Origin of the sequence: Iodobacter arcticus (assembly GCF_042664895.1) — a bacterium.
Taxonomy (GTDB): Bacteria; Pseudomonadota; Gammaproteobacteria; order Burkholderiales; family Chitinibacteraceae; genus Iodobacter; species Iodobacter arcticus.
The window spans coordinates 91,701-116,592 of record NZ_JBHTBQ010000011.1 but is presented as its reverse complement, the minus strand read 5'-3'; the positions used below and the strand labels follow the sequence as shown (position 1 = coordinate 116,592).

Genomic DNA, 24,892 nt, shown 5'->3' with positions numbered 1-24,892 from the left:
ATGATTGCCTTAATTTTGACAGGTCATGGCCGCATCGCCAGCGGCACTTATGAAGCGATTGTGCAGGTGTTTGGCGAGCAGGCGCAGCTGATTGCGGTGGATTTCCCCGAAGGCAATAGCACGGCAGTGCTCGATGCTTCTTTAAGGCAGGCGCTGGCCGCCGTGGATCAGGGCGCGGGCGTGGTGTTTGTTTGCGATTTATTGGGCGGCTCGCCCTTTAGGCTGGCGGCCACCATTGCCCAAGAGCGCAGCGATATTGAAGTGGTGGCTGGGCTGAATTTGCAAATGTTTGCTGAGATGCTGTTCGAGCGTGATGAAGTCAGCGATGTAGCCGAGTTTCGCCAGCGGCTAGTTGCAGCAGGCAAAAGCGGCGTGGTGAGCCTTGCCGAGCGCCTTGCGCGCAAACGGGCGGAGCCAGCTGATGCCTTGTAAACCGCTACGCCTGCGTGCTGCACGGGTGCTGGCGGAGCAGGGCTGGCTGGAGCATGCGGTGGTCGAGATCGACACCGCAGGCCTGATTGCCGCCATCGTGCCTCAGGGCGAGTTTGATCTTGATCTGGGGCCGGTTTGGCTGATGCCCGCCTTGATCGATAGCCATGTGCATGGCGCAGCAGGTTTCGACACCATGGATGCCAGCAGCGAGGCGCTCGATCAGATCTCGATGCACTTTGCCCGCTTTGGCGTAGGGGCTTTTTTAGCCACCACCGTAACTGCACCGCTGCCTGCGATTGAAGCTGCGCTGCGCGAGGTAAAAGCCAGCCGCGAGCGGGGTTTGCCGGGGGCTGAGCTGATCGGCAGCTATTTGGAAGGCCCATATTTCACCGCCAAATGCTGCGGCGCACATCCGGTGCAGTGGATGCGCCCTTTAGATATCGCCGAGCTACAGCACTGGCTGGATATTGCAGGGGACTCTTTGCACACCGTGGCGCTTGCGCCTGAGTTGGCAGGCTCGGATGAGGCCATCGCCTGGCTGCGCCGTAAGGGCATCCGCGTGCTGATTGGCCATAGCGATGCCAGCTATGATCAAACGCGGCAAGCTCTGCATGCCGGTGCTCAGGGGATTGTGCATTGTTATAACGGCATGCGCGGCCTGCATCATCGCGATCCGGGTGTGGTGGGGGCGGGGCTGACCTCAGCATGTGATATCGAAATGATTGCCGACGGCCACCATGTTCACCCTGCCGCTGTGCAAATTGCTTTGTCTTGCTGCGGTGAAGAGCGTTTAGTGCTAATCACCGACGCCATGCGCGCAACCGGCATGGCCGATGGCCCTTATCAGCTGGGCGAGATGCCTGTGACCATGCAAAACGGCGTCGTGCGCACCGAGGCTGGCGGGTTGGCGGGCAGCACGCTGCATCTGATTGATGCGGTTCGCCACGCAAAAGAATGGCTGGGCCTACCACTGGAGCGAGCATGGGCGCTCGCCAGCCGTAATCCGGCCAGATCATTAGGCTTGAGTAATTTGGGCAGCATTGCAATCGGCAAAAAAGCGAGCTTTACGGTGATTACGCCTGAACTGGACGTGGTAGAAACATGGGTGAAGGGCGTGAGGATTGTTTGCTAGGGTGGGGAAGTGTTTTTGCCAATTTTAATGGGCTGTTGCGTTACCGTGATACGTATTTGGTATGTTGCTTGCTGCTCGTTTGCAAGCATTGCATTATTCGTAGGGCGGGTGAAACCCGCCGATTTCGTCGGATTTTATGCCAAAGTCCGGCGGGTTTCACCCGCCCTACAAAAGATGCGCTGCCTGCACATAAAGCATGCGTCTGCCTTGCTAGGTCTTTAAACCACCAGCGGTGGCTCATCCATTAAGGCGATTTGTTCGCGTAATTCTAAGATGCGATCTTGCCAATAATGCTCGGTATTAAACCAAGGAAAAGCCGCAGGGAAAGCCGGATCGTGCCAGCGGCGGGCTAGCCAGCCTGAGTAATGAATCAGGCGTAAGGTGCGTAGCGCTTCAATTAAGTGCAGCTCTCGCGGGTCAAAATCGCAAAAGTCTTCGTAGCCGATCAGCACATCCACCAATTGGCGGCTCATTTCTTGTCTGTCGCCTGACAGCAGCATCCATAAATCCTGCACGGCAGGGGCGCTGCGGCTGTCGTCAAAGTCTACAAAGTGCGGGCCAGCGTCGGTCCACAGCACATTGCCAATATGGCAATCGCCATGCACGCGGATATTGGCCACATCACCCGCTCTATCAAAGCTATGGCGCACGCCATCGAGGGCAAGGGCAACGGCGCTTTCCCATGCGGGTTTGAGCGAGGCGGGGATAAAGTCATGGCTAAGCAGAAAATCACGCGGGCCAGTGCCAAAGGTTTCGATATTGAGTGCAGGGCGGTAAACAAAGGGGGCGAGTGCGCCCACGGCATGAATCCGGCCAATAAAGCGCCCCATCCATTCTAAAGTCGACGCCGATTCCAGCTCGGGCGCGCGGCCGCCGTGTTTATTAAATATCGCAAATTGAAAGCCTTCAAAGCTATGTAGTGTATTGCCCTGATGAATAATGGGCGGCACAACCGGCAGCTCGCGCTCAAATAGCTCTAGGGTAAAAGCGTGTTCTTCAAGGATGGCTTCACGGCTCCAGCGCTCCGGCCGATAAAACTTAGCCACCAGCGGCGGGCCATCGTCTTGGCCTACTTGATAAACACGGTTTTCATAGCTGTTAAGCGCAAGCAGCCTGCCGTCGCAAGGCAGGCCTAGGCTGTCGATGGCGTTCATGACGCAATCGGGCGTGAGATTGGCAAATGGAGGGATAGTATTCATGGGGAGATTGTACGGCTAAAGCGGGAGGTGGGGGAGTTTTGGCGGGGTACAGAAAGGGGTGGAAAGGGTGGAGCATGTTGGCTTACGCGATAAGGCTGCTTATGCGCATCAAGTTAAGACAAATACATAGCAAAAAAGCTGCTTTTCATAGGGTGTGCAAGTCGTTTTTCTTGCGCACCGTTTTCTGCGCTCCGACTGCGTCGTTGTACACCCTATAAAAACCGATTTGCTCCATGATGAAATCTTAACTTGATGCGTATAGGGTTAAGCGATAGGGCTGCTAACCCAAGCTACTTTTTATTTCAGCTTATTCCACAAAGCAATGGCTTCTTTTTTTGTGGTGCCTTGCTGGGAGATGGCGCTGCAATTGCCACTTTTACCGAATTTAGAACATTGCACCCAGCAGCGGTTTGATCCGGCTTTGGTGACTTCAGGCTTGGAGCCGCACTTAGGGCACGCTTGAGGATCGCCTTCGGCGGTGGTGATTTTTGGAACGGGTCTTGAATTAAGCATGGAGGGTGTTGCCTTAAGGTAAAGCCAGAAAAAGAAAAATGCCCGCAGTAGCGGGCATTGGTTCGGCGGAGTGAGCAGCCTGTCAGTCAGCTACAAAATCACCTAATTGGCCCATATTTCACCGTATTATTGACCAATAACGTGTTATTGGCACTGCAAATCCGGCGAAAGTGGGGCTCGATTATGCGATTTTTTTCGAGCAGCTTAAGTCCGAGGCTGCTGGGTTTTATTTCAATTCACTCAGCAGGGCAGAAAGAATCTTACCGTTGTCATCGCTCTTGTTTTTAGAAGTGACGGTTAACTTGGTTTGGTTGATCCCTTCCACCAAGCGCACTTCGTATTCATTGGCTTGTTTTTGTTCTGGCGTGGCGTCTTTCTTCCAGAAGGCTAGTTTGCTAAAGATGCTGCTATTGTCTTCACCTGCGATATCGGTGTCCGCACGGCGAATCATATAAACGCCCTTGCTGCGATCGCGGTCGTAAACGACATAGCCTGAGCGATCCAGAGCCAAGCCAACACGTCGCCAAGCGCGATCAAAGTTGTCCGCAATCGTCAGCGCCTTGCCATTGTCGATCAGGCTGGCGGCGGCTGGAGCCTGATAAGGCTTAGCCACTACTGCTTGTGCCGTGGCTTGATCGAGACCAAAGCGTTGCAGCAGTAGGGATAGCATTTCAACTTCCATTTCTGGATCAGGCTTTTTAGGCGTCCAGATGGTTTTATTATTGTCGCTGTTTTTGCTAAGGCTGGTGGCGGCATCGCTGCTGCCATCTTTGCTATAGACCTCCATCATGCCGCGGTGCGAGATATAGATCTCGCTCGTGCCCGGCTCGCTGCCACGCTCTACGCGGGTGCGGTAGCGATCAAGCTCGCCTGTCGACAAAATGCGATCAGAGATTTTAGAAATCATCCGTGTCATTAAGTCTTTTGGCAGCTTGGCGCGGTTTTCCAGCCAGTCTGTTTCCATAATGCCGATGGCCGGATTATCCAGCGTCAGCAAAAAGCCGTTATCCAGCCAAAATTCATGGATTTCCGGCCATAGTTTTTCAGGATCGCCCTTCACCACTAGCCAGCGCTGATTACCCGCCTGGACGATCTTGGCGCGGCTGCCAGCGGCTAAAACCGCTTGGGTAGCGCTTGCATTAGCCGGAGCTACGCTGCTGAGTACGGTGCTTTGCTGCACATTAAAGTGATTGTTGCTGGCTGGCGTGGTGAGCTCGGGTGGGAGCTCTAAATTGTTTTTGCCAATATTGTCACTGCCACTGCGGTAATCCACTTTCTTTTGTAGTAAAAGTTGATCTGTGGTGCAGCCCGCCATGGCAATGCACAGGCTCATGGCAAGCAGTGTTGAGGATTTTTTCATCTGGCGCATTATTGGCATCTTCTCAGTGGGTCAGTCCGGCTGCGGCCATGGCATCTGTAACCACGGCTTGTGCGCCTTGTGAAAGGGGGGTAAGGGGCAGACGAATGCCAGCTTGGATACGACCAAGCTGCTCTACAGCCCACTTCACAGGAATAGGATTTGCTTCAATAAATAAGTGCTTGTGCAAGTCTTGTAGCGGATCGTTTATTTCACGAGCGCCTGCTGCATCGCCAGCAATGGCTTTTTTGCACATGATATGCATTTGCTGAGGGGCGATATTGCCTGTCACGGTAATGACACCGTGCCCACCAATCAGCATAAACGCCATGGCCGATGCATCGTCGCCAGTGTAAAGCGCAAAGTCTTTTGGCGCACGTTTAACTAAATCAGCAGCGCGTTCTAGATTGCCAGTGGCGTCTTTAATGCCGACGATAAAGGGTAACTCTGCAAGGCGCAAGGCGGTGTCATTAGATAAATCAGCCACGGTACGGCCAGGCACATTATATAAAATGGTTGGCAATTCGCTTTGCTCAGCAATGGCTTTAAAGTGCTGAAACATGCCTTCTTGCGTTGGGCGATTGTAGTAGGGCACAACAGAAAGACCATAATCTGCGCCAACGGCTTTCGCTCGCAGTGACAGATTAATCGCTTCGCGGGTTGAATTAGCCCCTGTACCTGCAATCACCGGCACGCGGCCTCTGGTTTGCTCAACCACAACACGAACAATTTCAATGTGCTCATCTACATCAACCGTTGGCGACTCTCCCGTGGTCCCTACGGCAACAATGCCGTCGGTACCTTGTTCGATATGCCAGTCGACGAGTTTTCTAAGGCTCGCGAAATCGAGGCTTCCGTCCTCGAACATGGGGGTGACAATCGCCACCAGACTACCTGTCAGCATGAGCCTGTAATCCAGTCATAAACACAAAGTCCTATTCTAACCGAACGATGAAGCAGCGGGAAACCTGTGATGGGGCGCTTTATGCCGGATAGCTGAAGCCCTATGCCACCCTTTTGGCGGGAGTAAAGTACGCCTTTCCTTAAAATTCAAGGCTTAGCTGCTCATTTTTATCCTTTTTTGTTCCGAATAAAGTCTTGGTTTTTCACACAAAATGCCAGCATTTCAGTGCGGGTTTTATTGGATATGCCCAATCTAAACTCAAAATCTTACAAAAAAATACTTAAAAATGAAGGTAAACATCATGTAAAGCGATTTAGATTTACTTATCTATACTGACTTTAGCCCCTACTTATGCTGTCTTAATGTGGATGTTTGCTTAAAGTAGTTTGAATAGGCGGCTTTAATCTGATTGCGTCGTATTGGGGTTTCGATAAGGAGGAAGAGTGCAATTTGCTAAGGGCTTTGAATGGATGAGCAGATTGGGGTGGCGAGAAGGTTTGGGGTTACTCGCGCTCTCGCTGCTGCTTGCCTTCAATCAGCTGCAATGGCCGGTTTATCTCTTACTCTGTGTCATGTTTTTTATTTTACGATGGCAAAAAAGGTCTGTTTGTAATACGGCAATGTTTGATTGCTCACCTTTTGCGGTGTTATTGGCAGATCGCAATGGGCAGTGCTGTTATGTCAATGAAAAATGGTGCTTGTTATTTGGCTTGCTGCGGCAGGACGCTCTGGGGGATGGGTGGCTGGCGGCGATTCATCCTGAAGATCAAGCCCGCGTGCTTGCCATGCAAGCCGCCGTGCAGCAAGGTCGCCTTGTGGTTTTAGAATACCGCCTGTTACGCAGCGATGGCCTGCTGGTTTGGATTTCTTCTTCAATGTTGCCCATGCCTGCTTACGCGAATGTAGCGTACCAAGAGCAGATTATTGATTTGAGTGATGCCAAGCGTCAGGATGCTGAGCGAGCCACCTTGCTGCTTGAGCAAAAACAGCTGAGAGAAGAGTTAGAAAGTATTTTGAGTAGCTCTAATGATCCGATTGTTGCTATTGATATGGAGTTTCGTTTCAGCGTATTTAATCAAAGCTATGCCAGTCTGTTCTATCTTTTGTATGGCGTTCAGGTGGCACGCAGTGATTGTTTATTGCAATACGAATTAAGCTCGGAGGAAGACCGCTCTAATCTGATTACTTTTTGGGGGCGTGTTTTGCAAGGTGAGTCTTTTGTGGTTCGACGTGCATTGCATGGCTACGATCAAAAACTTCGTGTGTTTGATTTGTCGTTTAGCCCGCAATTAAATTCTGCAGGCGAACAAATTGGCGCAATTAATGTTTTACATGATGTGACACTGTCAGCGCAAACCGAGCATGCTTTACAAAGAAGCGAAGAATTATTTAAAGCGGCAACACAATCTAGTGTGGATGCTATTTATGTTTTAGAGGTGATTAAGGATGAGCGCTGGCATATCAGAGATTTTGAAATTGCCGTGGTTAATCCGAACGGATTTGATTTTCTAAATGTCAATCATCATGGTGATGCTCATTGCTATTTAAAACAGACTTTGGTAAGCATAAAATATAGTTATTTGTTTGATGTTTGTTATGAGGTATTTGTTAACAAAAATAAATATCTGGCCGAAGAGAAGTGTTTAAACCCAGAGTGTGGCTATGAGTGGTTGCTATTTAGCGTGGTTCCCATCACTAATGGCGTAGTTCTCACTGTAAGTGATATTAGCCAGCGAAAAAAATCGGAGCTGTCTTTGGCGGAATTCAGTGATTTGCAACAGGCTATTCTGGATTCCGCAGGCTCGGCTATCATTGTCACTGATTTATCTAATACCATCCGTTTGTTTAATCAGGCTGCTGAAAAAATGCTGGGCTATCAGGCTACGGAGCTGATTGCTAAAGAAACGCCTGCGCTTTTCCATCAGGCCGCAGCAGCATCTCATTTAATTCATGAATTTAAAAAAGAAGTAGGAGAGAAAGCTTTTAATGATGGCGATATTTTTACCATGCAAGCCAAGCGGTATATTCAAAGCGACTGGATTTATCAGCACAAAGATGGCCGTGCTTTTTCAGTTGAATTAACGATGAATGTAGTACGTAATCAGCAAGGTGAAATTACCGGTTATATGGGAATTGCTAATGATATTAGCGTGCGTAAACAGGCGGAATTAAAAATACAACAAAATGAATCGCGCACTTCGGCCATATTAAACAGCTTGCATGATTGTGTATTGTCTGTAGGAATGGATGGCGTGATTCTGGAGGCCAATCCAGCGGCTTTAAAAGTATTTGCTTATGAGCGCTTAAGCGGCAAACCATTAAGCATTCTGTTTCCTCATGGGGGTAATGCACAGTGGCAAGATGGCTCGGCTGAGGCCTTGTTTGCACGTTTGGGGGTTGATACACAGGGCATGCGCGAAGTGGTGGCTATAAATAGCGAGGGGGTCGAGGTTTTAATGGACATGGCGCTGGCGGTGGTTGAGGTGGAGGGCGAGCGTGTTTATATCGCCACCTTGCACGATTTGACTCAGCACAAGCTGGATGAGCAAAAAATGCAGGAAACCATTGAAGAGCTGGAGGCGGTGCAAGCGAGTTTAAGCGGCAGCCATGAGCAGCTTTATTTGGCTAATCAAGAATTATCCAGGCTTGCGCATATGGATGGCTTAACAGGGATTGCTAACCGGCGCTTATTTGATCAAATTTTGGTGCAAGAGTGGGCGCGGGCGGCTCGAAGCGGAGAATGCCTTGCACTGGTGATGCTGGATGTGGATTACTTCAAGCGTTATAACGATTATTTTGGTCATCAGGCTGGCGATGAATGCTTGAAGCGCGTGGCAGCGGCAATTGCATTGGCCTTGCATCGGCCGGGTGATTTTGTGGCGCGCTATGGGGGTGAGGAGTTTGTTCTGGTTCTGCCCGGAACCGATCAAGAAGGGGCTGTTCAGGTGGTGGAGATGGTATTAAGCAAGGTGCGTGATTTGGCTATCGAGCATCACACCTCCGATGTGGCCAGCGTGGTGACGATGAGTGCGGGCATTGCTGTGATGCTGCCTTTGCAGGGAGTAGATGCCTGTTGTCTGGTACAAGCGGCAGACCAGGCGCTATACCAGGCTAAAAATCTGGGCAGAAACCGTTATTTTGTAGCGGGTGCAAATCGCCACACAGAATAAGGGGATAGCAAGGTGTGTGAATTGTGGATAAGTCATGTAAGGTATTGATCTTGTTGCAGACGAGCAGCCCTGCTTATTTTTTAATCAGCGCCGCCGTCCTTATCTTGTTTTTTAGAAAAACCCTGTCATTTTGATGAGTGAGTAAGCAATCACCATCATCATTAAGCCAATTAAAATATCCAGAATTCGCCAGGCAAGCGGCTTGTTAAACAGATGGCTTAATTTGCTTGAGCCATAGGCCAATGAAAAAAACCAGATAAATGAAAAGCCTACCGCGCCTATGACAAATAATGGCCGCTCGGCTGGGGCCTGCTGCGCGCCAATCGAGCCGACCAAAACCACAGTATCCAAGAGAGCGTGTGGATTAAGTAAGGAAAATGCCAGCCCAGCCATAATCACTTTGCTGGGCGTGCCAAAGGCACGTTCCCGGTGATCTTCACCGAGTACATCAGGGTGAAGCGCTTTTTTAAAGGCGTTGAACCCGTACCAAAGCACAAATATCGTGCCAAAAACAGCCATCCAGCGTTGTAAGTCAGGCATGGTGTTTAATGCATGTCCCATACCTGCCACGCCAATAGACATCAAAACTAAATCACAGAGCGAGCAAATGAGCGCAGTTAAAAAGACATGCTGTTTGGTTAGCCCTTGGCGTAACACAAAGGTGTTCTGTGCACCAATCGCCATGATGAGGCTGGCGGAGAGTGCGGCACCGTTAGCAATGGTTGCAAAAGACACGGGGTAGGGCATTGGAAAAGGCCTGGGAAGTGTACGTAATGTGCTTACTGTAAGGTTTTTATCATAAAAACACATCTAATTTAAAACCCTGAGCCTCATTTGTTGAAGGCAGGTGCGGCCTGTTTGAAGGCTCATGATCCGAGTTCCTGATGATTGTTTTTGCCTGATAAATCAAGGGATATACAAATGTTTTACTTAGGTGATGAAGCTAATTCTTTCGTTGTTTGCAAATGAACGCGGCCGTTTAAAAGTGAAACAATGACAGTTATGACGAATGCATTGATAGTGCCTCGCCAGATAGTACTTGTAAGAAGAATTGTTCTCGTTTAACCTATGAGAATGATTATCAATAGAATACTCACTGTTGCTGTGGCGCTGCTCGGCCACTCTGCACTGCTTTACGGCTTGACGACCATGTCGATTCAGCCTGAGAAGCCAGAGCAGGTGGTGATGCTGCTTGCCCCTGCCCCAATGCCGATGGGGGAAGAGGTGCCTAAACAGCCAGAAAGCAAGCCTCAGCCCAAACCAGTGCTTAAAAAACCTGCACCGGTGAAACCCGCTTTGGCGAAGGCGGTGAGTAAAGCTCCTGAAACAGCCAAAGTACCTGAGCAGTCAGCAGAGGGCCAAATGGCTGCTGCTGCGCCGACGGCTGCTCCGGCAGAAGCAGCACCTGCTGCCCCAACCGCAGGAAGCAAGACCAGTAAGCTGGCATCTGATGATGTGCCAGTAGAAACGCTGCCGCTATTTAATACCAGCTACCTTGCTAATCCTCGCCCTCCTTACCCTCCCCAGTCGATGGCTTTAGGTGAAAAAGGCCGTGTAATGCTAAGGGTTAAAGTCAGTGAGTCAGGCTTGCCTCTGGAGGTTGAATTGGCGCGCAGCAGTGGCTATCGCCGCTTGGATGATGCCGCGAAGAGGGCTGTGGAGCGTTGGAAATTTGTACCGGGCCGTCGTGGTGATGTGGCGGTTGTTATGAATGCTATCGTGCCGGTTGATTTTGTTATTTAAAAGAGGTTTGTAATGGATTTAGCATTGATTTGGAATTCTGGTGATCCTGTTTTGGTATCGGTGTTTGGTTTGTTGTTGCTGATGTCGGTTGTAAGCTGGTGTCTGATTTTATTACGCAGTAGCTTGTTGCTTCGGATTAAACGTGGGCAGAAACGTTTTTTGGCTAGTTTCTGGACTGCCTCTGATTGGGATGAGGCGACTGGCCTTGCTGCTCATGCTATTGCGCCTGAAGCTAAGCTGGCCCGTGCAGGTTGGGAAGGGTTAACTCATTACCGCAGCAATGCGGGCAAAGGCCTTGGTTTAGCGGTGTCTTTAGATGACTACTTGGTGCGCACTTTGCGTACCCGCTTAAGCCAAGAAAATGCACGCTTAGAGCAGGGTTTGTCTTGGTTAGCCACCGTAGGATCGATTTCTCCTTTTGTAGGCTTATTCGGCACAGTTTGGGGTATTTATCACGCGCTGGTGGCGATTGCAACTAAGGGTGATGCCTCGCTGGCTACCGTTGCTGGCCCGATTGGTGAGGCTTTGGTAGCGACTGCTGCGGGTTTGGCTGTAGCGATCCCTGCCGTTGTGGCATACAACGCTTTTGTACGTGCTAATCGCGTGATTGCTCAGGGTTTAGATGGTTTTGCTCATGATTTACATGCACAGCTACTGACTGCTGCCGCAGTAGAAAAAGAAGGTAAATAAGCATGGCTTTTGGTGGTTTTGATCAAAACGATAATGCCCCGATGTCAGAAATTAATACCACTCCCTTGGTGGATGTGATGTTGGTGCTGCTGGTGGTGTTTATTGTGACCGCGCCTGTGATGACGCATTCGATTCGGGTTGATTTACCTAAGGCTAAAGCAGAGGTGACACAAATCCCGCCAGCAGTATTGCGCGTTACGCTGACCGCAACGGGGCAGGTTGAGTGGGAAAAGACGCCTATTAAAGCGGAAGAACTGCCGATTCGTTTTGCAACCGCCATGGCTAAAGATGCTCAAACTGAATTGCATTTATTGGCGGATAAAGAAGTTCGCTACGAGCTGATTGCGCAAACCATGTCGGCAGCAAGGCAAGCGGGTTTAACTAAAATTGGTTTGCTTACAGATGGAAACGGCAGCTAATCAGGCTGTATAGCTGTTGTTTGCAGTGGGCGGTGGCGAAAGATCACCGCTTTTTTTTGGCTTTAAAAAAAGAAGATACACCATGAGAGAGATACACAAGCCTAAATCGGCAATTCGTCACTTGGCCAAATTACCTGTTGCTGCGGCCTTGTTTGGTGCGATGAATGCCAGCGCCGCACCGGTTGCAGAAGTGAAATTAGCGCCGGTTGAAGTAAAAGCGGATGTGAAAAACACGAAAGACACCGATAAAACCTATAACGCACCGGTGACCCGTGTAGGCCGCACACCACAGGCCGCGCGGGATATTCCGCAATCCACCACCAGCATTACCAAGCTGCTGATGGCCGATCAGGACAGTAACTCTCTGAAAGAAGCGCTGCGTAATGCCGTAGGGATTACTTTTAATGCTTCCGAAGGCGGTAGCAGCGGCGATGGCGTTCGCGTGCGCGGCTTTGGTGCATCTAACGATTTGTATTTAGATAACTTCCGCGATGCAGCGCAATACAACCGCGATACATTTAATACCGATACGGTAGAAGTATTGCGTGGCCCGGCTTCGATGATTTATGGCCGAGGATCAACGGGCGGCATTATCAACCAAGTGAGCAAAACGCCATTTCGTGGTGATTTAAATCAATTCTCTGCCAGCGTAGGCACAGCAAACTACTATCGTGCCGAAGCCGATTTAAACCGTAGCTTGGATGATAATGCGGCGTTTCGCGTGAACGTGATGGGCCAAAAAGCCGGCAGCACCCGTGAAGGTGCTGAAATGAATCGCTGGGGCTTTGCGCCATCCGTGGCATTTGGTTTGGGCGAGCAAACAGAAGTGACACTGTCTTATATGCATTACCAAGAAGACAATGTGCCGGATTATGGTGTGCCTTATTACAGAGCAGTGGCGCCTGGAGCGCGTGAAGAAATCAAAGGGATGAAGGGCTATTATCGCGATAGTATTGGCGGTAGCAATCAGCCTATTCCACACGCGGATAAGTTTTATGGTTTAAAAGATTTTGATTCGGAAACCACTAAAACTGATGTATTCAGCTTTAATTTGCAGCACCGTTTAAATGCCAATATGTTGTTGAAAAACTCAACGCGTATGGGTTTGTATGAATTAGATCTGCGTGCAAGCGCGCCAGGGATTGTTTTTTCAAAAGACGAGGTGCTTAACGAAAATACGATTATCACTCGTGGTCGTAAATTGCGGATGCGTGATCAAGAAATTTACTCGAATGTCACTGACTTACTTTGGGATTTTGAAACAGGTACTGTGCGTCACAATGTTTTAGCTGGAGTAGAGCTGACTCGTGAAAAATTGTTAAGCACAGGGCGCACTCAGCTTGATGCAAAGGGTGGAAATTGTTTACCTTCCACCACGGTTGGAAATCCGACTTCTGGCAGCCATGCGGCTTGTCTAGCTCCAGTGAAATTTGCAACTGCGGATTCTACAGCGGATACGATGGCTTTTTATGCGCAAGATTTGATTGAGCTTACGCCGCAATGGAAGGTGCTGGCTGGTGCTCGCTTTGATCACTTTAAAGCACAGACAGAGAATAAATCATTCACCGCAGCAACCGCATCTCCTGATACAGGCCGTACAGACAATATCTGGAGCTGGCGTACAGGTGTGATTTATCAGCCAACAGCTAATCAGTCTTACTATGCCTCTTATGGCACTTCATTTAATCCATCTGCTGAAGCCTATTCAACAGATCCAAAGAATGAAAATCTTGACCCAGAAAAAAACCGCAATATGGAAATGGGTGCCAAGTGGACATTACTTGACGGTGACTTAAGCCTGCGTACAGCGATTTTCCGTACAGAAAAAACCAATGAGCGTCAGACAGATATTGAAGTTGGCGTGAATAAACCAAATGTATTATCTGGCCGTCGCCATACTGATGGTATTGAGCTTGAAGGTGCAGGGCGCATCACTGCAGATTGGCAAGTTTTTGCTGGCATTGCATTGATGAACCCCCGCATTGATATTGTTGCGGGTCAAACACCCAAGACCGTAGAAGGCAATTACGCAGAAAATGCTCCGCGTTATACCGGTAATCTGTGGTCCACTTACCAGCTCAATAGCAATTGGAAAGTAGGTGGTGGTTTTAATGCGATGGATAAGCGTTATACCAGCAATCTAAACACAGTGAATTTGCCTGCTTATATCCGCTGGGATGCGATGGCAGAATGGCGTCTGCGTGATTACAGCGTGCAGCTGAATGTGAATAATCTGTTTGATACCGATCACTTTGAAAGCCTATACGCAGGCTTTGCTGTGCCAGGTACAGGCCGTACTGCGCGCTTGTCAGCGAGCTATCGTTTCTAAGAAGTTGCATCTTTAGACGAAGTTCATGTTTCTTATGAATTACGTGATAACCGCCATATCAGTGTATATGGCGGTTTTTTGCATTCAGGGTTTGATTAAAGGATTTCACCATGTTGTTACATATTCCACAACTGCTGGATGCCCAAACCGTGGCGTTCTGTCGGCAGCGTCTTGAAGCTGCCCAGTGGGAAGACGGCAAAATCACTTCGGGTAGTTTGTCGGCGTCGATCAAGCGCAATCAGCAGTTGGCCAAAGACAGCGCCGTTGCGAAGGAGCTGGGGGCGATTGTTCTGCAAGCTTTGAATGCCAATGAAATGTTTTTTTCGGCCGCGCTGCCGAGCTTCGTGATGCCGCCGCAATTTAATCGTTATGAAAACAGTATGGATTTGGGCAATCATATTGATAATGCGGTGCAGGGCATTTTTGGCACCCAAGAGCGTATTCGTGCTGATTTATCGGCCACGGTGTTTTTTGCTGAGCCGGAAGACTACGAAGGCGGCGAGCTGGTGATTGAAGACACTTACGGCGTGCATGAAGTGAAGTTGGCTGCAGGGGACATGATTTTATATCCATCCACCAGCTTGCATCGGGTAGAGCCGGTTACGCGTGGTGTACGCCTTGCTTCTTTCTTTTGGGTACAAAGCATGGTGCGCGATGTGGGCGAGCGTGCGGTGTTATTTGATTTGGATACCTCGATCAGGCAATTGCGCCAGCAAGTAGGCTCGCACGATATTGCCACTCAGCTGACGGGGACTTACCATAATTTATTACGTCGCTGGGCCGATCTTTGATCCGCACGAGCGGCATAAATCGTAGAAAGTGAAAATTTTTATGCCCTCACAGTGCATGCAGGTTCGATCCGCGTGCCTAGACGCGGTATAATCCGTGTTTTTTGTGTGAGCTTACACGTAATGCCTATTTATGCTTATCGCTGTGCTGCTTGCGGTCATTCTGACGAGCATATTCAGAAGATGTCGGATGATGCGCTGAGCGCCTGTCCGGCGTGTCATGCACCTTCTTATGAAAAGCAGCTCACTGCAGCAGGCTTTCAGTTGAAAGGCAATGGCTGGTATGTGACCGATTTTAAAGGCGGATCCTCAGCCAAAGCACCTTCAGGTGACCATTGAATACTATGCTTATGATGCATTTCAAAAAATATTTACTGACAGGTTTATTAGTGTGGGTGCCTTTGGCAATCACACTATGGGTCTTGCAGTTGATTATTGGCACGATGGATCAGATCAGTGCTTTGCTGCCCGCATCTCTGCGCCCTGATTCATGGCTATTACAGGCATTAGAAGGCCCTTTCCCCTTTTTGGAGGGCTCGCATCGTATTCCGGGCTTTGGGGTTATTCTAACCGTTGTTGTTTTGCTGCTGACGGGTATCTTTGCGACAAACGTGCTTGGCTTACGCTTACTGCTGATTGGTGAGAAAATACTCAATCGAATTCCGATTGTCCGTTCTATCTATAGCAGCGTAAAGCAAGTATCAGACACCTTGTTTTCTGATTCAGGCCAGGCGTTTCGTCAGGCTTTACTGGTGCGTTTTCCGCATGCCGATGCCTGGACCATTGCTTTTATGACCGGAACGCCGGGAGGGGAAGTCGCTGCCGTGCTGGAGGGGGATTATGTCAGTGTGTATGTGCCTACTACGCCTAATCCAACTTCGGGTTACTTTATTATGGTTAAAAAGGCCGACGTGATTGAGCTGGATATGAGCGTTGATGAGGCCTTGAAGTATGTGATTTCCATGGGTGTCGTTACACCCGGCAAGACATTGTAAAGCGGCTACGGAAAGCCAATGGAAGCATTAAAAAACGGCCGGAACTCTTTATTTACAGTAAGTACTTTCTGAGTTTTACCGCGTATTTTTCGCCTTTTGCTTTTCCGTTCTGTTTTTCAATCGCTTGCCAGCATCATAAACATTGATTAAATCTAAGAGAAAACTAAATGCGTACAGATTACTGTGGTCTTATTGATAGCCGTTACCTTGGGCAAACCGTCACGATTAAAGGTTGGGCGCATCGTCGTCGTGACCATGGTGGAGTGATTTTTATTGATTTGCGCGATCGTGAAGGCTTAGTGCAAGTCGTTATTAATCCAGACACTGCAGAGGCATTTACGACGGCTGATTCTTCACGTAATGAATACGTATTAGAGATCACCGGCTTGGTGCGTACCCGCCCAGAAGGCGCGGCGAACAAAAATCTGATCTCTGGCGAAATTGAAATTGTCGCGAGCGATATCAAAATTCTGAATACCGCAGTGACTCCGCCGTTCCAGATCGATGATGAAAATCTCTCTGAAAACGTGCGTCTGCAAAACCGTGTGATCGATTTGCGTCGTCCAGTGATGCAAAAAAATCTGCGTCTGCGTTATCGCATCGCCATGCTGATCCGTAATTACCTCGATGGCTTGGGCTTTATCGATATCGAAACACCAATGCTGACTCGCTCTACACCAGAGGGCGCGCGTGATTACCTTGTGCCTAGTCGTGTGCACGATGGTCAATTCTTTGCCCTGCCACAATCACCACAGCTGTTTAAACAATTGTTGATGGTGGCGGGTTTTGATCGTTATTACCAAATTGTAAAATGCTTCCGCGATGAAGATTTGCGTGCAGATCGTCAGCCAGAATTCACCCAGATCGATATCGAAACATCGTTCCTGAATGAACACGAAATCATGGACATCACCGAATCGATGGCCAAGCATGTGTTTAAAGAAGGAATTGGTGTTGAGCTAACTGACTTCCCACGCATGACATACGCTGATGCGATGCGCTTATACGGCTCAGACAAGCCAGATTTGCGTGTGACGCTCGAATTCGTTGAGCTGACTGACTTGATGAAGACAGAAGAATTCAAAGTATTCCGCTCTGCCGCAGAAATGGAAAACGGCCGCGTAGTGGGTTTGCGCGTACCGGGTGGTGCTGCGCTTAGCCGTAAGGAAATCGACGAATACACCAAGTTTGTAGCGATTTACGGTGCTAAGGGTCTGGCTTACATCAAAGTAAATGATGTCACTAAGCTGACGAATGACGAACATTCTGGCCTGCAGTCCCCGATTGTTAAAAACCTGTCGGAAGCAGCGCTGAAAGAAATTATCGCTCGCACTGGCGCAACAGACGGCGATTTGATTTTCTTTGGTGCAGACAAAGCCAAGATCGTGAACGAGGCCATCGGCGCATTGCGTATCAAGGTTGGCCACGAGAAGGGCGAGGCGGGCGGTTACTTTGCTCAAGGCTGGAAGCCAATGTGGGTGATCGACTTCCCAATGTTCGAGCACGACGAAGAAGCGGATCGCTGGACAGCATGTCACCATCCGTTTACTGCACCGCAAGATGGCCACGAAGATATGCTCGATACCAATCCGGGCGCATGCATCGCTAAAGCTTACGATATGGTGTTGAACGGCTCTGAAATCGGTGGCGGCTCGATCCGTATTTACCGCGAAGAAATGCAATCTAAAGTATTCCGCGCGCTGAAAATTGATGCGGAAGAAGCGCAAAACAAGTTTGGTTTCTTGTTAGAAAACTTGCAATTTGGTGCGCCTCCCCATGGTGGTTTAGCGTTTGGTCTGGATCGTTTGGTGACATTAATGGTAGGTGCAGAATCCATCCGTGATGTCATTGCCTTCCCTAAAACCCAACGTGCCCAGTGCTTGCTAACTGATGCACCAAATAGCGTGGATGAAAAACAACTACGTGAGCTGCATATTCGCTTACGTCAGAAGGCTGAGGTAGCGGCTAGTTGATTTCAAGCCCGTCGTAAAAAAAGCACCTGCGAATGTAGGTGCTTTTTTTTGGCTTGAGCGCTAGTATATGACAATAAACCTAAGCTAATAGTATGCAAGGGAAAGGTCGGGGATGGATTCGTATCATAGTTGTGGGCATCAAGTCTTACCCATCGCTGATCTTTATGCGGATGAGAGCGAGTATGCTCCGCGTTCTGGTTTTTTTTGTTCACACTGCATGCAGTCGGTGCAAGTGCCGTTTAATACCCGCATTTATGTTAACTTACAGCAGGTTGCGCCAGGAATGGCGGCTTTTGTTTTGGAAGTGAGCGATAGCGGGCCAGAGTTTGCAGATTTTCTTGCCGCACTTGGTTTTGCATTTCGTCAGGCATCGCTCAGTGAGCTGGAGCCGGGTGGGGAGGTGGGCTTGCAGCCGGTATGGCGCAAAGAATTCTGGTTTGACGTGAATATCCAGCCCGCTCATGTGGTTGCGTTGATGGATAGAATTCGCGAAGAAGCACTTTTGCTGGCGGATTACCTGCCCAATGGTGCGGCGGCTGTGAGTTTTGCTGCCTTTCCTGATCCAAACCCCTGAGTTGAAAATGGATTGTCTTAAATACGGGAATGGCCTCGGATACGAGGCCATTCTTTGTTTTATGCGCTTGTTTCTCCGAATAAAGTGTTCCAGAGCAGCTTTACTGCCGCCAGCTGTGGCTGGATAGGCAAGAGCATTTTAGGCGTGAGTTCGGTGCCATTCAGGCGGCTGCTGTGTTGCAGGCGGCGTAATTCTCGGTAGCCGTTGGCGGCAAGATGAGCGGCTTCGGGCGGGATAAGGCCTTGCTGTGCTGCGGTGGCTAAGAGTGCGATATTGCCGCGGTTTAGGCAAAATTCCTTATGGGTCTTGGCGTGGGCAAGGATAAGGTATTGCATGATAAATTCGATATCAACAATGCCACCACGCACATGTTTCACATCCTCAGGCCGTGCCGGATGCGTTTCCAGCATGCGCTCGCGCATGGTGCGTACTTCATCTCGCAATTTGGGTAAATCACGTGGCGCGCGCAGGATGTCTTCGCGAATGGCTTCAAAGGCATTGCCCACCATGCGATCCCCAGCGCAATAGCGGGCACGAGTGAGCGCTTGGTGCTCCCACACCCAAGCCGATTCTCGCTGGTATTGGGCGAAGGTGCCGATGCTGGAAACCAGTAAGCCCGATGTGCCATTTGGGCGCAGGCGTAAATCAATATCATAAAGATGCCCGGCTGGGGTGAGTGCGGTTAGCCAGTTGACGATGCGTTTGGCGTATTTGGCATAGACTTCGGTGGCATTGGGGTGATCGTCGTCAAAGAGATAAACAATATCTAAATCAGAGGCAAAGCCCAGTTCTTTGCCGCCTAGCTTGCCATAGCCAATCACGGCAAATTGCGGATTGCTGCGGTGCTTATTGGGTAACTCTTGCCAGACCTGCTCCAAAGTCACGGTGAGCATTAAATCGGCCAAATCAGATAAATGATCCGATACCGTTTCTAACACCAGTAGGCCGTCTAAATCCTGACAAACCAGTCTGAATACTTGCGCGTGCTGAAAATGGCGCAGGCAATCCATTTTGGCTTCGGTGTCATCTTCTAAGTCTTTTAATTCTTGGCGTAAGATTTTTCCGAGTTTGGGCCAGTCTGGTAGCTCTTCCAGTAAGCGGAAATCGAGCAGCTCATCCAGTAAAATAGGGTGACGGGTTAAATATTGCGACACCCAGGGGCTGGCGCTATACAAGCTAGCCAGCCGCTTTAAGGTGCGCGGGTGTTCGGCGAGCAGGGCAAGGTAGGATTCGCGACGGCTGATGGCCTCGAGTAAATCGAGGATGCGGGTGAAAGTGGCGTCAGGGTTGTGAAAACTAGCGGCCACTTCAATTAAAGGTGGCAGAATGCTATCAATGCGATTGCGGCAGCGATCAGGCATCTGCTGATAGCGGCTGCTACTTTGCATGGAAGCCAAACGACGGTTGATTTCATTGGGGTTTTCAAAGCCTAGCGCGGCTAGATCCGTGCTGTCGCCATCCTGTGCGCTGAGCCAAATAGCTGCTTGTGGGTGGTCTTCACCTTCGTCGGGCGGTAGCACAAAAACATGCTCGAAGTGTTGGTTGACGCGATTACGGTAAAGGGCAAGCTGCTCGCTAAATTGTGCCCATTGCTTAAAGCCCATACTTTGGGCAATGCGGGCTTGGTCTTCTTCGTTTAAAGGCAGCATTTGGGTTTGTGCATCGTCTAGGTACATGAGGCGATGTTCCAGATTACGTAAAAAGCGGTAAGCCTCTTGCAGCTCAGCTACGGCCGCATGGGTGAGCGTGCCTTGCTGGGCAAGCTCGTCCAGAATGGCTTGTGTGGGGCGTTGTTGCAGAATTTTATTGCGCCCGCCGCGGATAAGCTGAAAAACTTGCCCAATAAATTCGATCTCACGAATCCCGCCTGGCCCCAGCTTAATATTGTCGATTTTGTCTTTACGCGCCACTTCGCGGCGAATCTGGCTATGTAGCTCGCGCATTGAATGGTAAGCGCCGTAATCGAGGTATTTGCGGTAAACAAAGGGACTTACCATTTGCATGAGGCCTGCTTCATCACCTGAGAGCGCTCGGGCTTTAATCCAAGCATAGCGTTCCCACTCGCGGCCTTGGGTGAGTAAGTAGCCTTCTAGTGCGGCAAAGCTGCAAGCCAGTGGTCCTACATCGCCAAAAGGGCGCAGCCGCATATCTACTCTAAAAACAAAGCCGTCTTCTGTAATTTCACCGATGAGGCTGATGAGTCGTTTGCCGATCAGGGCAAAGTATTCGGAGTTGCTGATTTTACGCGGGCCGGTGGTTTGGCCGTCTTCAGGAAAAATAAAAATCAGATCGATATCAGAAGATACATTCAGCTCGCGCCCCCCTAATTTACCCATGCCCACAATAATCAGCTCTTGCACCTGCCCGGATTCTTCGCCTATGGGCTGGCCATAGCGTGCATCTGGCTGGGACACCCATGCCAAAGCCGTAGCTAGGGTGACTTCGGCCAAGTCGCTGATGGTGTGCATGACTTCGGTAAGATCCGATAAGCCCGCTAATTCTCTACTGATCAGCCTTGCCATGACGGCTTGGCGTAAGCGCCGTAAAGATTTTTTTAAGCTGTTGTCATCTGGCACAGGCTGGCTAAGCTGCTGCACCATGCTGGCGCGCGAGTAGGGCTGAGAGAGCTGCTCTAGGGTTTCTTGCGCTAAATCGGGATGACGAATAAATAATTGTTGCAGGTATCGGCTATGCGCCAGAGCAGGGGCAAGTAAGGATTTGGAGTTTTGCGTCAGATCAGTCATAGGTGGTGGCTCAAAAACGGTTAAAATCGCATATCCCCTAACCTAGGGCGCTGTTTGACACTGGGCTTACCGCCAGAGTGTCGGCAAAGCCTAACACAGCACCGCCTTGTTTTGGCATGCTCGAGCCATACTGAATGCCCGTTTTTTCTAAGCTATTGCAGCGCTGTTCTCTTTTTGTTCATTGGCACTATCGTGCCTTGCTCCGGCTGCTGGCCGGGCTTTGCTTTGCTTTGTTTGCCGTAATGATGGCTTGGCAGTTTTATGTGCTGCCCCGTCTAGATAGTTATCGTCCCTGGCTGGTTCAAAAGTTGGCCACGGCAACAGCCAGCCAGATCGAGATAGGGCGTTTATCGGGGGGGTGGCGAGGCATTCACCCCTTTGTGCGGGTGGATGATTTTAAGGTACATACGGCTCAGCAACCCGGCTTGCAGCTGGCCTCTGTAGAGGCTGATTTATCATGGTGGACACTGCTTCGCGGCGAGTTGTTGTTTAGCCGTCTTGCCACGGAAGCGCCTCATTTAACGCTGCGCAGAAATACTGCGGGAGATGTGTTTGTGGCTGGCTTTCAGTTGAAAGCAGGTGCAGATAATAAAGACAATCGTTTTATGAACTGGCTGCTGGCCCAGGGTGAGCTGAATATTCGTGATGGCCAGCTAAGCTGGCTGGATGAGCAAGGCCGTGCGGGCGTGCAGGTTTTTTCTGGTCTGGATGCAGAAATCAAACAGCGCTTTGGCCGGCATCGCTTTGATATCTCGTTTTTACCGCCGCCCGCTCTGGCTGGCGCAGTGGTCTTATCAGGCCATTGGCGGGGTAATGATGTAGGCGAGTGGCGAGCTTGGTCGGGGCAATTAAAGCTCGATTTACCACGTGTGGATTTAAAACAACTATCAGCCAGTCTGCCGCAAGAGGCGCAATGGTTTACTTATTTAGCCGGTGAGGGCGGCGTGCGAGCTACGCTGAGCTTTGCACAAGCCACCATTCAGAAAGTAGATGCCCAGTTAAAGCTAAGCCAAGTGAGTGCCGCCTGGCCGAATGCGCCGCAGGCCTTGTTATTGCCTGTGTTTGATGGCGGCTTTATCTGGAAGGATGATCAAGGCCAGCAGTCTTTGCGTTTAAAGGCTGCACGCATTGCAAGCTCGGGTGGGGATTTGTGTCGGGATTGCAAGGCAGAGTATCAGCGGGATGCCTCAGGTAAACAAAGCCTGGAGGGTAGCGCTTTAAGACTGGATGGGCTGGGTGCTTTATCTGCGTGGTTGCCTGCTTCTTTTCAGGATGCAGGGTTTAAGGGGCAGATCGATAAATTCTCTGCCAGCTGGCAAGGGCCTTGGCAAAAGGCTAGCCAATATAGCTTGCAAATTGCTGCAAAAGATCTTGAGCTGGCTTTACCTCAACTGGGTTTGCCGCAGTTAAGTGGCGTCGATTTGAATGCAAAGCTGAATCAGACTTCGGGCAAAGCTTCGCTTTCCAGTCGTGATTTGTCCTTGACTATTCCCTCGCAGTTTTTAGAGCCGCTGCATTTTAATCGCGCCGCCTTTGCTGCATCGTGGCAGCGGGCAGCTAAGGGCTGGACGGTCGAGATTCCACAGGCGGAGCTGGCGAATGCGGATACTGATTTACGCGCAAAGGCCCAGTATCGCTGGCCGGGGCAGGGCTTGGGCTACCTTAATTTAAAAGGGGATATTCGTGAGCTGCAAGCCAAACGCGCCTATCTTTATTTGCCTCGTGCTGTGGGCGATGAAACGCTGGCCTGGCTGAAAACGTCGCTACTTAGCGGGAAGGCGATGAAGGGGCAGGCAGAAGTGCGTGGCAATCTTGAGCAGTTTCCTTTCCGCCATCCTAAAGAGGGCTTGTTTAGAATTACGGCAGACGCAAAAGATGTTGCGCTTTTCTACGCTGATGGCTGGCCAAGCATTGAGCATATTGATGCTGCACTCGATTTTCATGGCGCGGGGATGAATATCCGGGCCAGTAAAGGCAAAATATTTGCTGCAGATTTACGCCAGGTCGATGTATCTATTGCTGATATGGATGTGGCTGCCCCTCTATTAAAAATTAAGGGCAATGCCGCTGGCGCAACAAGTGACTTTTTGCACTTTATTCGCCAAAGTCCTGTGCGTGAAAGTGCGGCGGGATTTATTGATGACTTAAGCGCCGAGGGTAAGGGCGATTTGGCTTTGCAGCTGGCTTTGCCACTTGACGGGCCAGAGAGCAGCAAGCTGGCGGGTGAGTATCATTTTGCCGGCAATAAACTGGATTTTGGCGTTGCTGTGCCTTTGCTGACCAAGGCTGAAGGACGGATTGCGTTTACCGAGCATTCAGTTACGATTAAAGACGCGCAGGCACAGGGGCTGGGCGGGCTGGTTAAGCTCTCAGGGGCAAGCAATGCGCAAGGGATTTTGTCGTTGAATATGAACGGGCAGGCGGAGATGCAAGAGGTGGCAGAGCGCTACACGCTGCCATTTAAATCCCGCTTACGCGGCAAAGTGCCTTATCAAGCCACTTTAAATGCGGGGCAGCAGCAGTATACCCTTAGCCTTCAGTCGTCTTTGCAGGGTGTAGAGATTGATCTGCCTGCGCCTTTGGCAAAAAGTAGCCATGAAATCAGGCCGATGAGATTGCGTTTAAGTGGTGGCTCGCAAGTGCCCGCTCAGCTGGAATGGGCTTATGAGCGGCTTGTGCAAGCTCAGCTGCAGCTGGGGGGGAGTGGGCTACATGGGCAAATTGTGCTGGGGGCAGGGGCTTTGCCAGCGATGCCTAAAGCGGGCTTGAGTGTGACGGGCGGCTTGCCGGAGCTGAGTTTGCAAAATTGGCTGGATTTGCGCGATGAGCTCAAAATCAATCAAAGTAATACTTCTGCGCCCCCTATGACCATTGATTTGCGCTTCGCCCGTTTGGCGGCCTGGGGCAAGCGGCTGAATGACGTACGTATTCGTGCGCAAGGGCAAAGCGATAGTCAGTGGAAGGGATCGCTGGATAGCCAAGAGCTTGCAGGGCAGTTTGATTGGCTGGGGAAGGATAAAGGTAAATTAAAAAGCCGACTGAGCAAGCTATGGTTGCCTTTTCAGAGCTCTGGCATTACTGCGCCTAGCTCGCCTTTGCAGCACTTACCTGCACTTGATCTGGAAGTCAGCGATTTTCGCTATAAAAACATTCAGCTGGGTAAGCTAGATGTTGACGCTGTGCAGCAAGGGGATAGCTGGCGTTTAAATGGTGTAAATATCAGTAATCCAGATGGCAAGCTCAATATGAACGGTATTTGGGGTAAAGCGCCGGGGCGGATTAGCGGTCATTTTGCCATTGAAACCGAAAACCTTGGCAAATTACTCACTCGTTTGGGTGTGCCGGATACGATGCGCCGCGCACCCGCCAAGCTCAGTGGTGATGTGGCTTGGGATGGTGAATTGTTCCCGCCGGATTTATCCACTTTGGAAGGCAAGCTGCGTGTTGATGTAGAGGCAGGGCAGTTTGCTAAAATTGATCCGGGCGTCGGGCGTTTATTATCGATTCTTAGCCTGCAATCTTTAGCTCGCCGTGTGCAGCTTGATTTCAGGGATGTGTTTTCTGAAGGTTTTGAGTTTGATTCAATCCGGGGAGACAGCGTGATTGATCGGGGCGTGGCGCGGACCGATAATTTAGTGGTTGCCGGGCCTGCTGCGCAAGTTTTATTTAGAGGGGATGCCAACTTTATGGCTGCCACACAAAATATGCGAGTACGGATTGTGCCAGTGATCGGCGATAGTGTGGCGGTGGCGACCACCATTATTAATCCTGTGATTGGCGTGGCTACTTTTTTATTGCAACGGGTGTTTAAAGATCCGCTTGGCCAGTTAGTGGCTTATGAATATGACATTACCGGCAGTATGCTCGATCCCCAAATTAAAAGCGTGAGCAGCCCTTTGTCACGCCTACCCTTTACGAAAAAGTAATCGA

19 protein-coding genes are annotated in these 24,892 nt (G+C 50.1%); 13 read left to right on the top strand and 6 right to left on the bottom strand.

Features of this window, described 5'->3' with window-relative positions:
• Positions 1 to 432, top strand: a complete 432-nt coding sequence (gene agaF, locus ACFQNF_RS06770) for a PTS galactosamine/N-acetylgalactosamine transporter subunit IIA (RefSeq protein ID WP_380187147.1) — start codon at positions 1 to 3, stop codon at positions 430 to 432.
• Positions 422 to 1,564 (top strand): N-acetylglucosamine-6-phosphate deacetylase, encoded by a 1,143-nt coding sequence (gene nagA / locus ACFQNF_RS06765; protein ID WP_380187145.1) that lies wholly within the window; start codon positions 422 to 424, stop codon positions 1,562 to 1,564. The genes agaF and nagA overlap by 11 nt, the downstream gene beginning before the upstream one ends.
• Before the next feature lie 218 nt (positions 1,565 to 1,782).
• On the opposite strand, the gene ACFQNF_RS06760 is transcribed toward nagA, so the two are convergent.
• The 4 genes from ACFQNF_RS06760 to dapA form a co-directional block, all read right to left on the bottom strand.
• On the bottom strand, positions 1,783 to 2,763 hold the full coding sequence (locus ACFQNF_RS06760; RefSeq protein WP_380187143.1) for a serine/threonine protein kinase: 981 nt from the start codon (positions 2,761 to 2,763) through the stop codon (positions 1,783 to 1,785).
• 297 nt (positions 2,764 to 3,060) lie between these two features.
• The gene (locus ACFQNF_RS06755) at positions 3,061 to 3,276 is read right to left on the bottom strand and encodes a Lar family restriction alleviation protein (protein ID WP_380187142.1); all 216 of its coding nucleotides are present in this window, start codon (positions 3,274 to 3,276) and stop codon (positions 3,061 to 3,063) included.
• 226 nt (positions 3,277 to 3,502) lie between these two features.
• The gene (bamC, locus tag ACFQNF_RS06750; protein WP_380187140.1) at positions 3,503 to 4,636 is read right to left on the bottom strand and encodes an outer membrane protein assembly factor BamC; all 1,134 of its coding nucleotides are present in this window, start codon (positions 4,634 to 4,636) and stop codon (positions 3,503 to 3,505) included.
• Between the two features lie 22 nt (positions 4,637 to 4,658).
• A complete protein-coding gene (dapA, locus tag ACFQNF_RS06745) occupies positions 4,659 to 5,537 on the bottom strand; it encodes a 4-hydroxy-tetrahydrodipicolinate synthase (protein ID WP_380187138.1) in 879 nt (292 codons plus the stop codon).
• Positions 5,538 to 5,980: 443 nt separating this feature from the next.
• Between dapA and ACFQNF_RS06740 the strand changes: the two genes are divergently transcribed.
• A complete protein-coding gene (locus ACFQNF_RS06740; protein ID WP_380187137.1) occupies positions 5,981 to 8,707 on the top strand; it encodes a PAS domain S-box protein in 2,727 nt (908 codons plus the stop codon).
• 111 nt (positions 8,708 to 8,818) lie between these two features.
• Here ACFQNF_RS06740 and ACFQNF_RS06735 read toward each other — a convergent pair whose 3' ends face one another.
• A complete protein-coding gene (locus ACFQNF_RS06735; protein WP_380187135.1) occupies positions 8,819 to 9,454 on the bottom strand; it encodes a LysE/ArgO family amino acid transporter in 636 nt (211 codons plus the stop codon).
• 321 nt (positions 9,455 to 9,775) lie between these two features.
• Between ACFQNF_RS06735 and ACFQNF_RS06730 the strand changes: the two genes are divergently transcribed.
• From ACFQNF_RS06730 to ACFQNF_RS06690, 9 genes are all read left to right on the top strand, one after another.
• Positions 9,776 to 10,450 (top strand): energy transducer TonB, encoded by a 675-nt coding sequence (locus ACFQNF_RS06730; protein ID WP_380187133.1) that lies wholly within the window; start codon positions 9,776 to 9,778, stop codon positions 10,448 to 10,450.
• 12 nt (positions 10,451 to 10,462) lie between these two features.
• A complete protein-coding gene (locus tag ACFQNF_RS06725) occupies positions 10,463 to 11,140 on the top strand; it encodes a MotA/TolQ/ExbB proton channel family protein (protein WP_380187131.1) in 678 nt (225 codons plus the stop codon).
• A 2-nt stretch (positions 11,141 to 11,142) separates the two neighbouring features.
• Positions 11,143 to 11,559: an ExbD/TolR family protein gene (locus tag ACFQNF_RS06720; RefSeq protein ID WP_380187129.1), complete on the top strand. Its 417-nt coding sequence runs from the start codon at positions 11,143 to 11,145 to the stop codon at positions 11,557 to 11,559.
• 82 nt (positions 11,560 to 11,641) lie between these two features.
• Positions 11,642 to 13,888 (top strand): TonB-dependent receptor, encoded by a 2,247-nt coding sequence (locus ACFQNF_RS06715; RefSeq protein ID WP_380187128.1) that lies wholly within the window; start codon positions 11,642 to 11,644, stop codon positions 13,886 to 13,888.
• A gap of 110 nt (positions 13,889 to 13,998) precedes the next feature.
• Complete coding sequence (locus ACFQNF_RS06710; protein ID WP_380187127.1) at positions 13,999 to 14,679, top strand: Fe2+-dependent dioxygenase; 681 nt, start codon at positions 13,999 to 14,001, stop codon at positions 14,677 to 14,679.
• Positions 14,680 to 14,799: 120 nt separating this feature from the next.
• Positions 14,800 to 15,015, top strand: a complete 216-nt coding sequence (locus ACFQNF_RS06705; RefSeq protein WP_380187126.1) for an FmdB family zinc ribbon protein — start codon at positions 14,800 to 14,802, stop codon at positions 15,013 to 15,015.
• An 11-nt stretch (positions 15,016 to 15,026) separates the two neighbouring features.
• Positions 15,027 to 15,671 (top strand): DUF502 domain-containing protein, encoded by a 645-nt coding sequence (locus ACFQNF_RS06700; protein ID WP_380187125.1) that lies wholly within the window; start codon positions 15,027 to 15,029, stop codon positions 15,669 to 15,671.
• 167 nt (positions 15,672 to 15,838) lie between these two features.
• The gene (gene aspS / locus ACFQNF_RS06695; protein ID WP_380187123.1) at positions 15,839 to 17,644 is read left to right on the top strand and encodes an aspartate--tRNA ligase; all 1,806 of its coding nucleotides are present in this window, start codon (positions 15,839 to 15,841) and stop codon (positions 17,642 to 17,644) included.
• A 112-nt stretch (positions 17,645 to 17,756) separates the two neighbouring features.
• Positions 17,757 to 18,218, top strand: a complete 462-nt coding sequence (locus tag ACFQNF_RS06690; RefSeq protein WP_380187121.1) for a hypothetical protein — start codon at positions 17,757 to 17,759, stop codon at positions 18,216 to 18,218.
• A 59-nt stretch (positions 18,219 to 18,277) separates the two neighbouring features.
• Here the strand turns inward: ACFQNF_RS06690 and glnE are convergent, their stop codons facing one another.
• Positions 18,278 to 20,962, bottom strand: coding sequence for a bifunctional [glutamate--ammonia ligase]-adenylyl-L-tyrosine phosphorylase/[glutamate--ammonia-ligase] adenylyltransferase (gene glnE / locus ACFQNF_RS06685; protein ID WP_380187120.1), 2,685 nt, complete (start codon positions 20,960 to 20,962; stop codon positions 18,278 to 18,280).
• Positions 20,963 to 21,096: 134 nt separating this feature from the next.
• Here glnE and ACFQNF_RS06680 point away from each other — a divergent pair, with 134 nt between their 5' ends.
• Positions 21,097 to 24,888 carry a YhdP family protein gene (locus ACFQNF_RS06680; protein ID WP_380187118.1) on the top strand — a complete coding sequence of 1,264 codons (3,792 nt, stop codon included), beginning with the start codon at positions 21,097 to 21,099 and terminating at the stop codon, positions 24,886 to 24,888.
• Positions 24,889 to 24,892 lie beyond the last annotated feature (4 nt).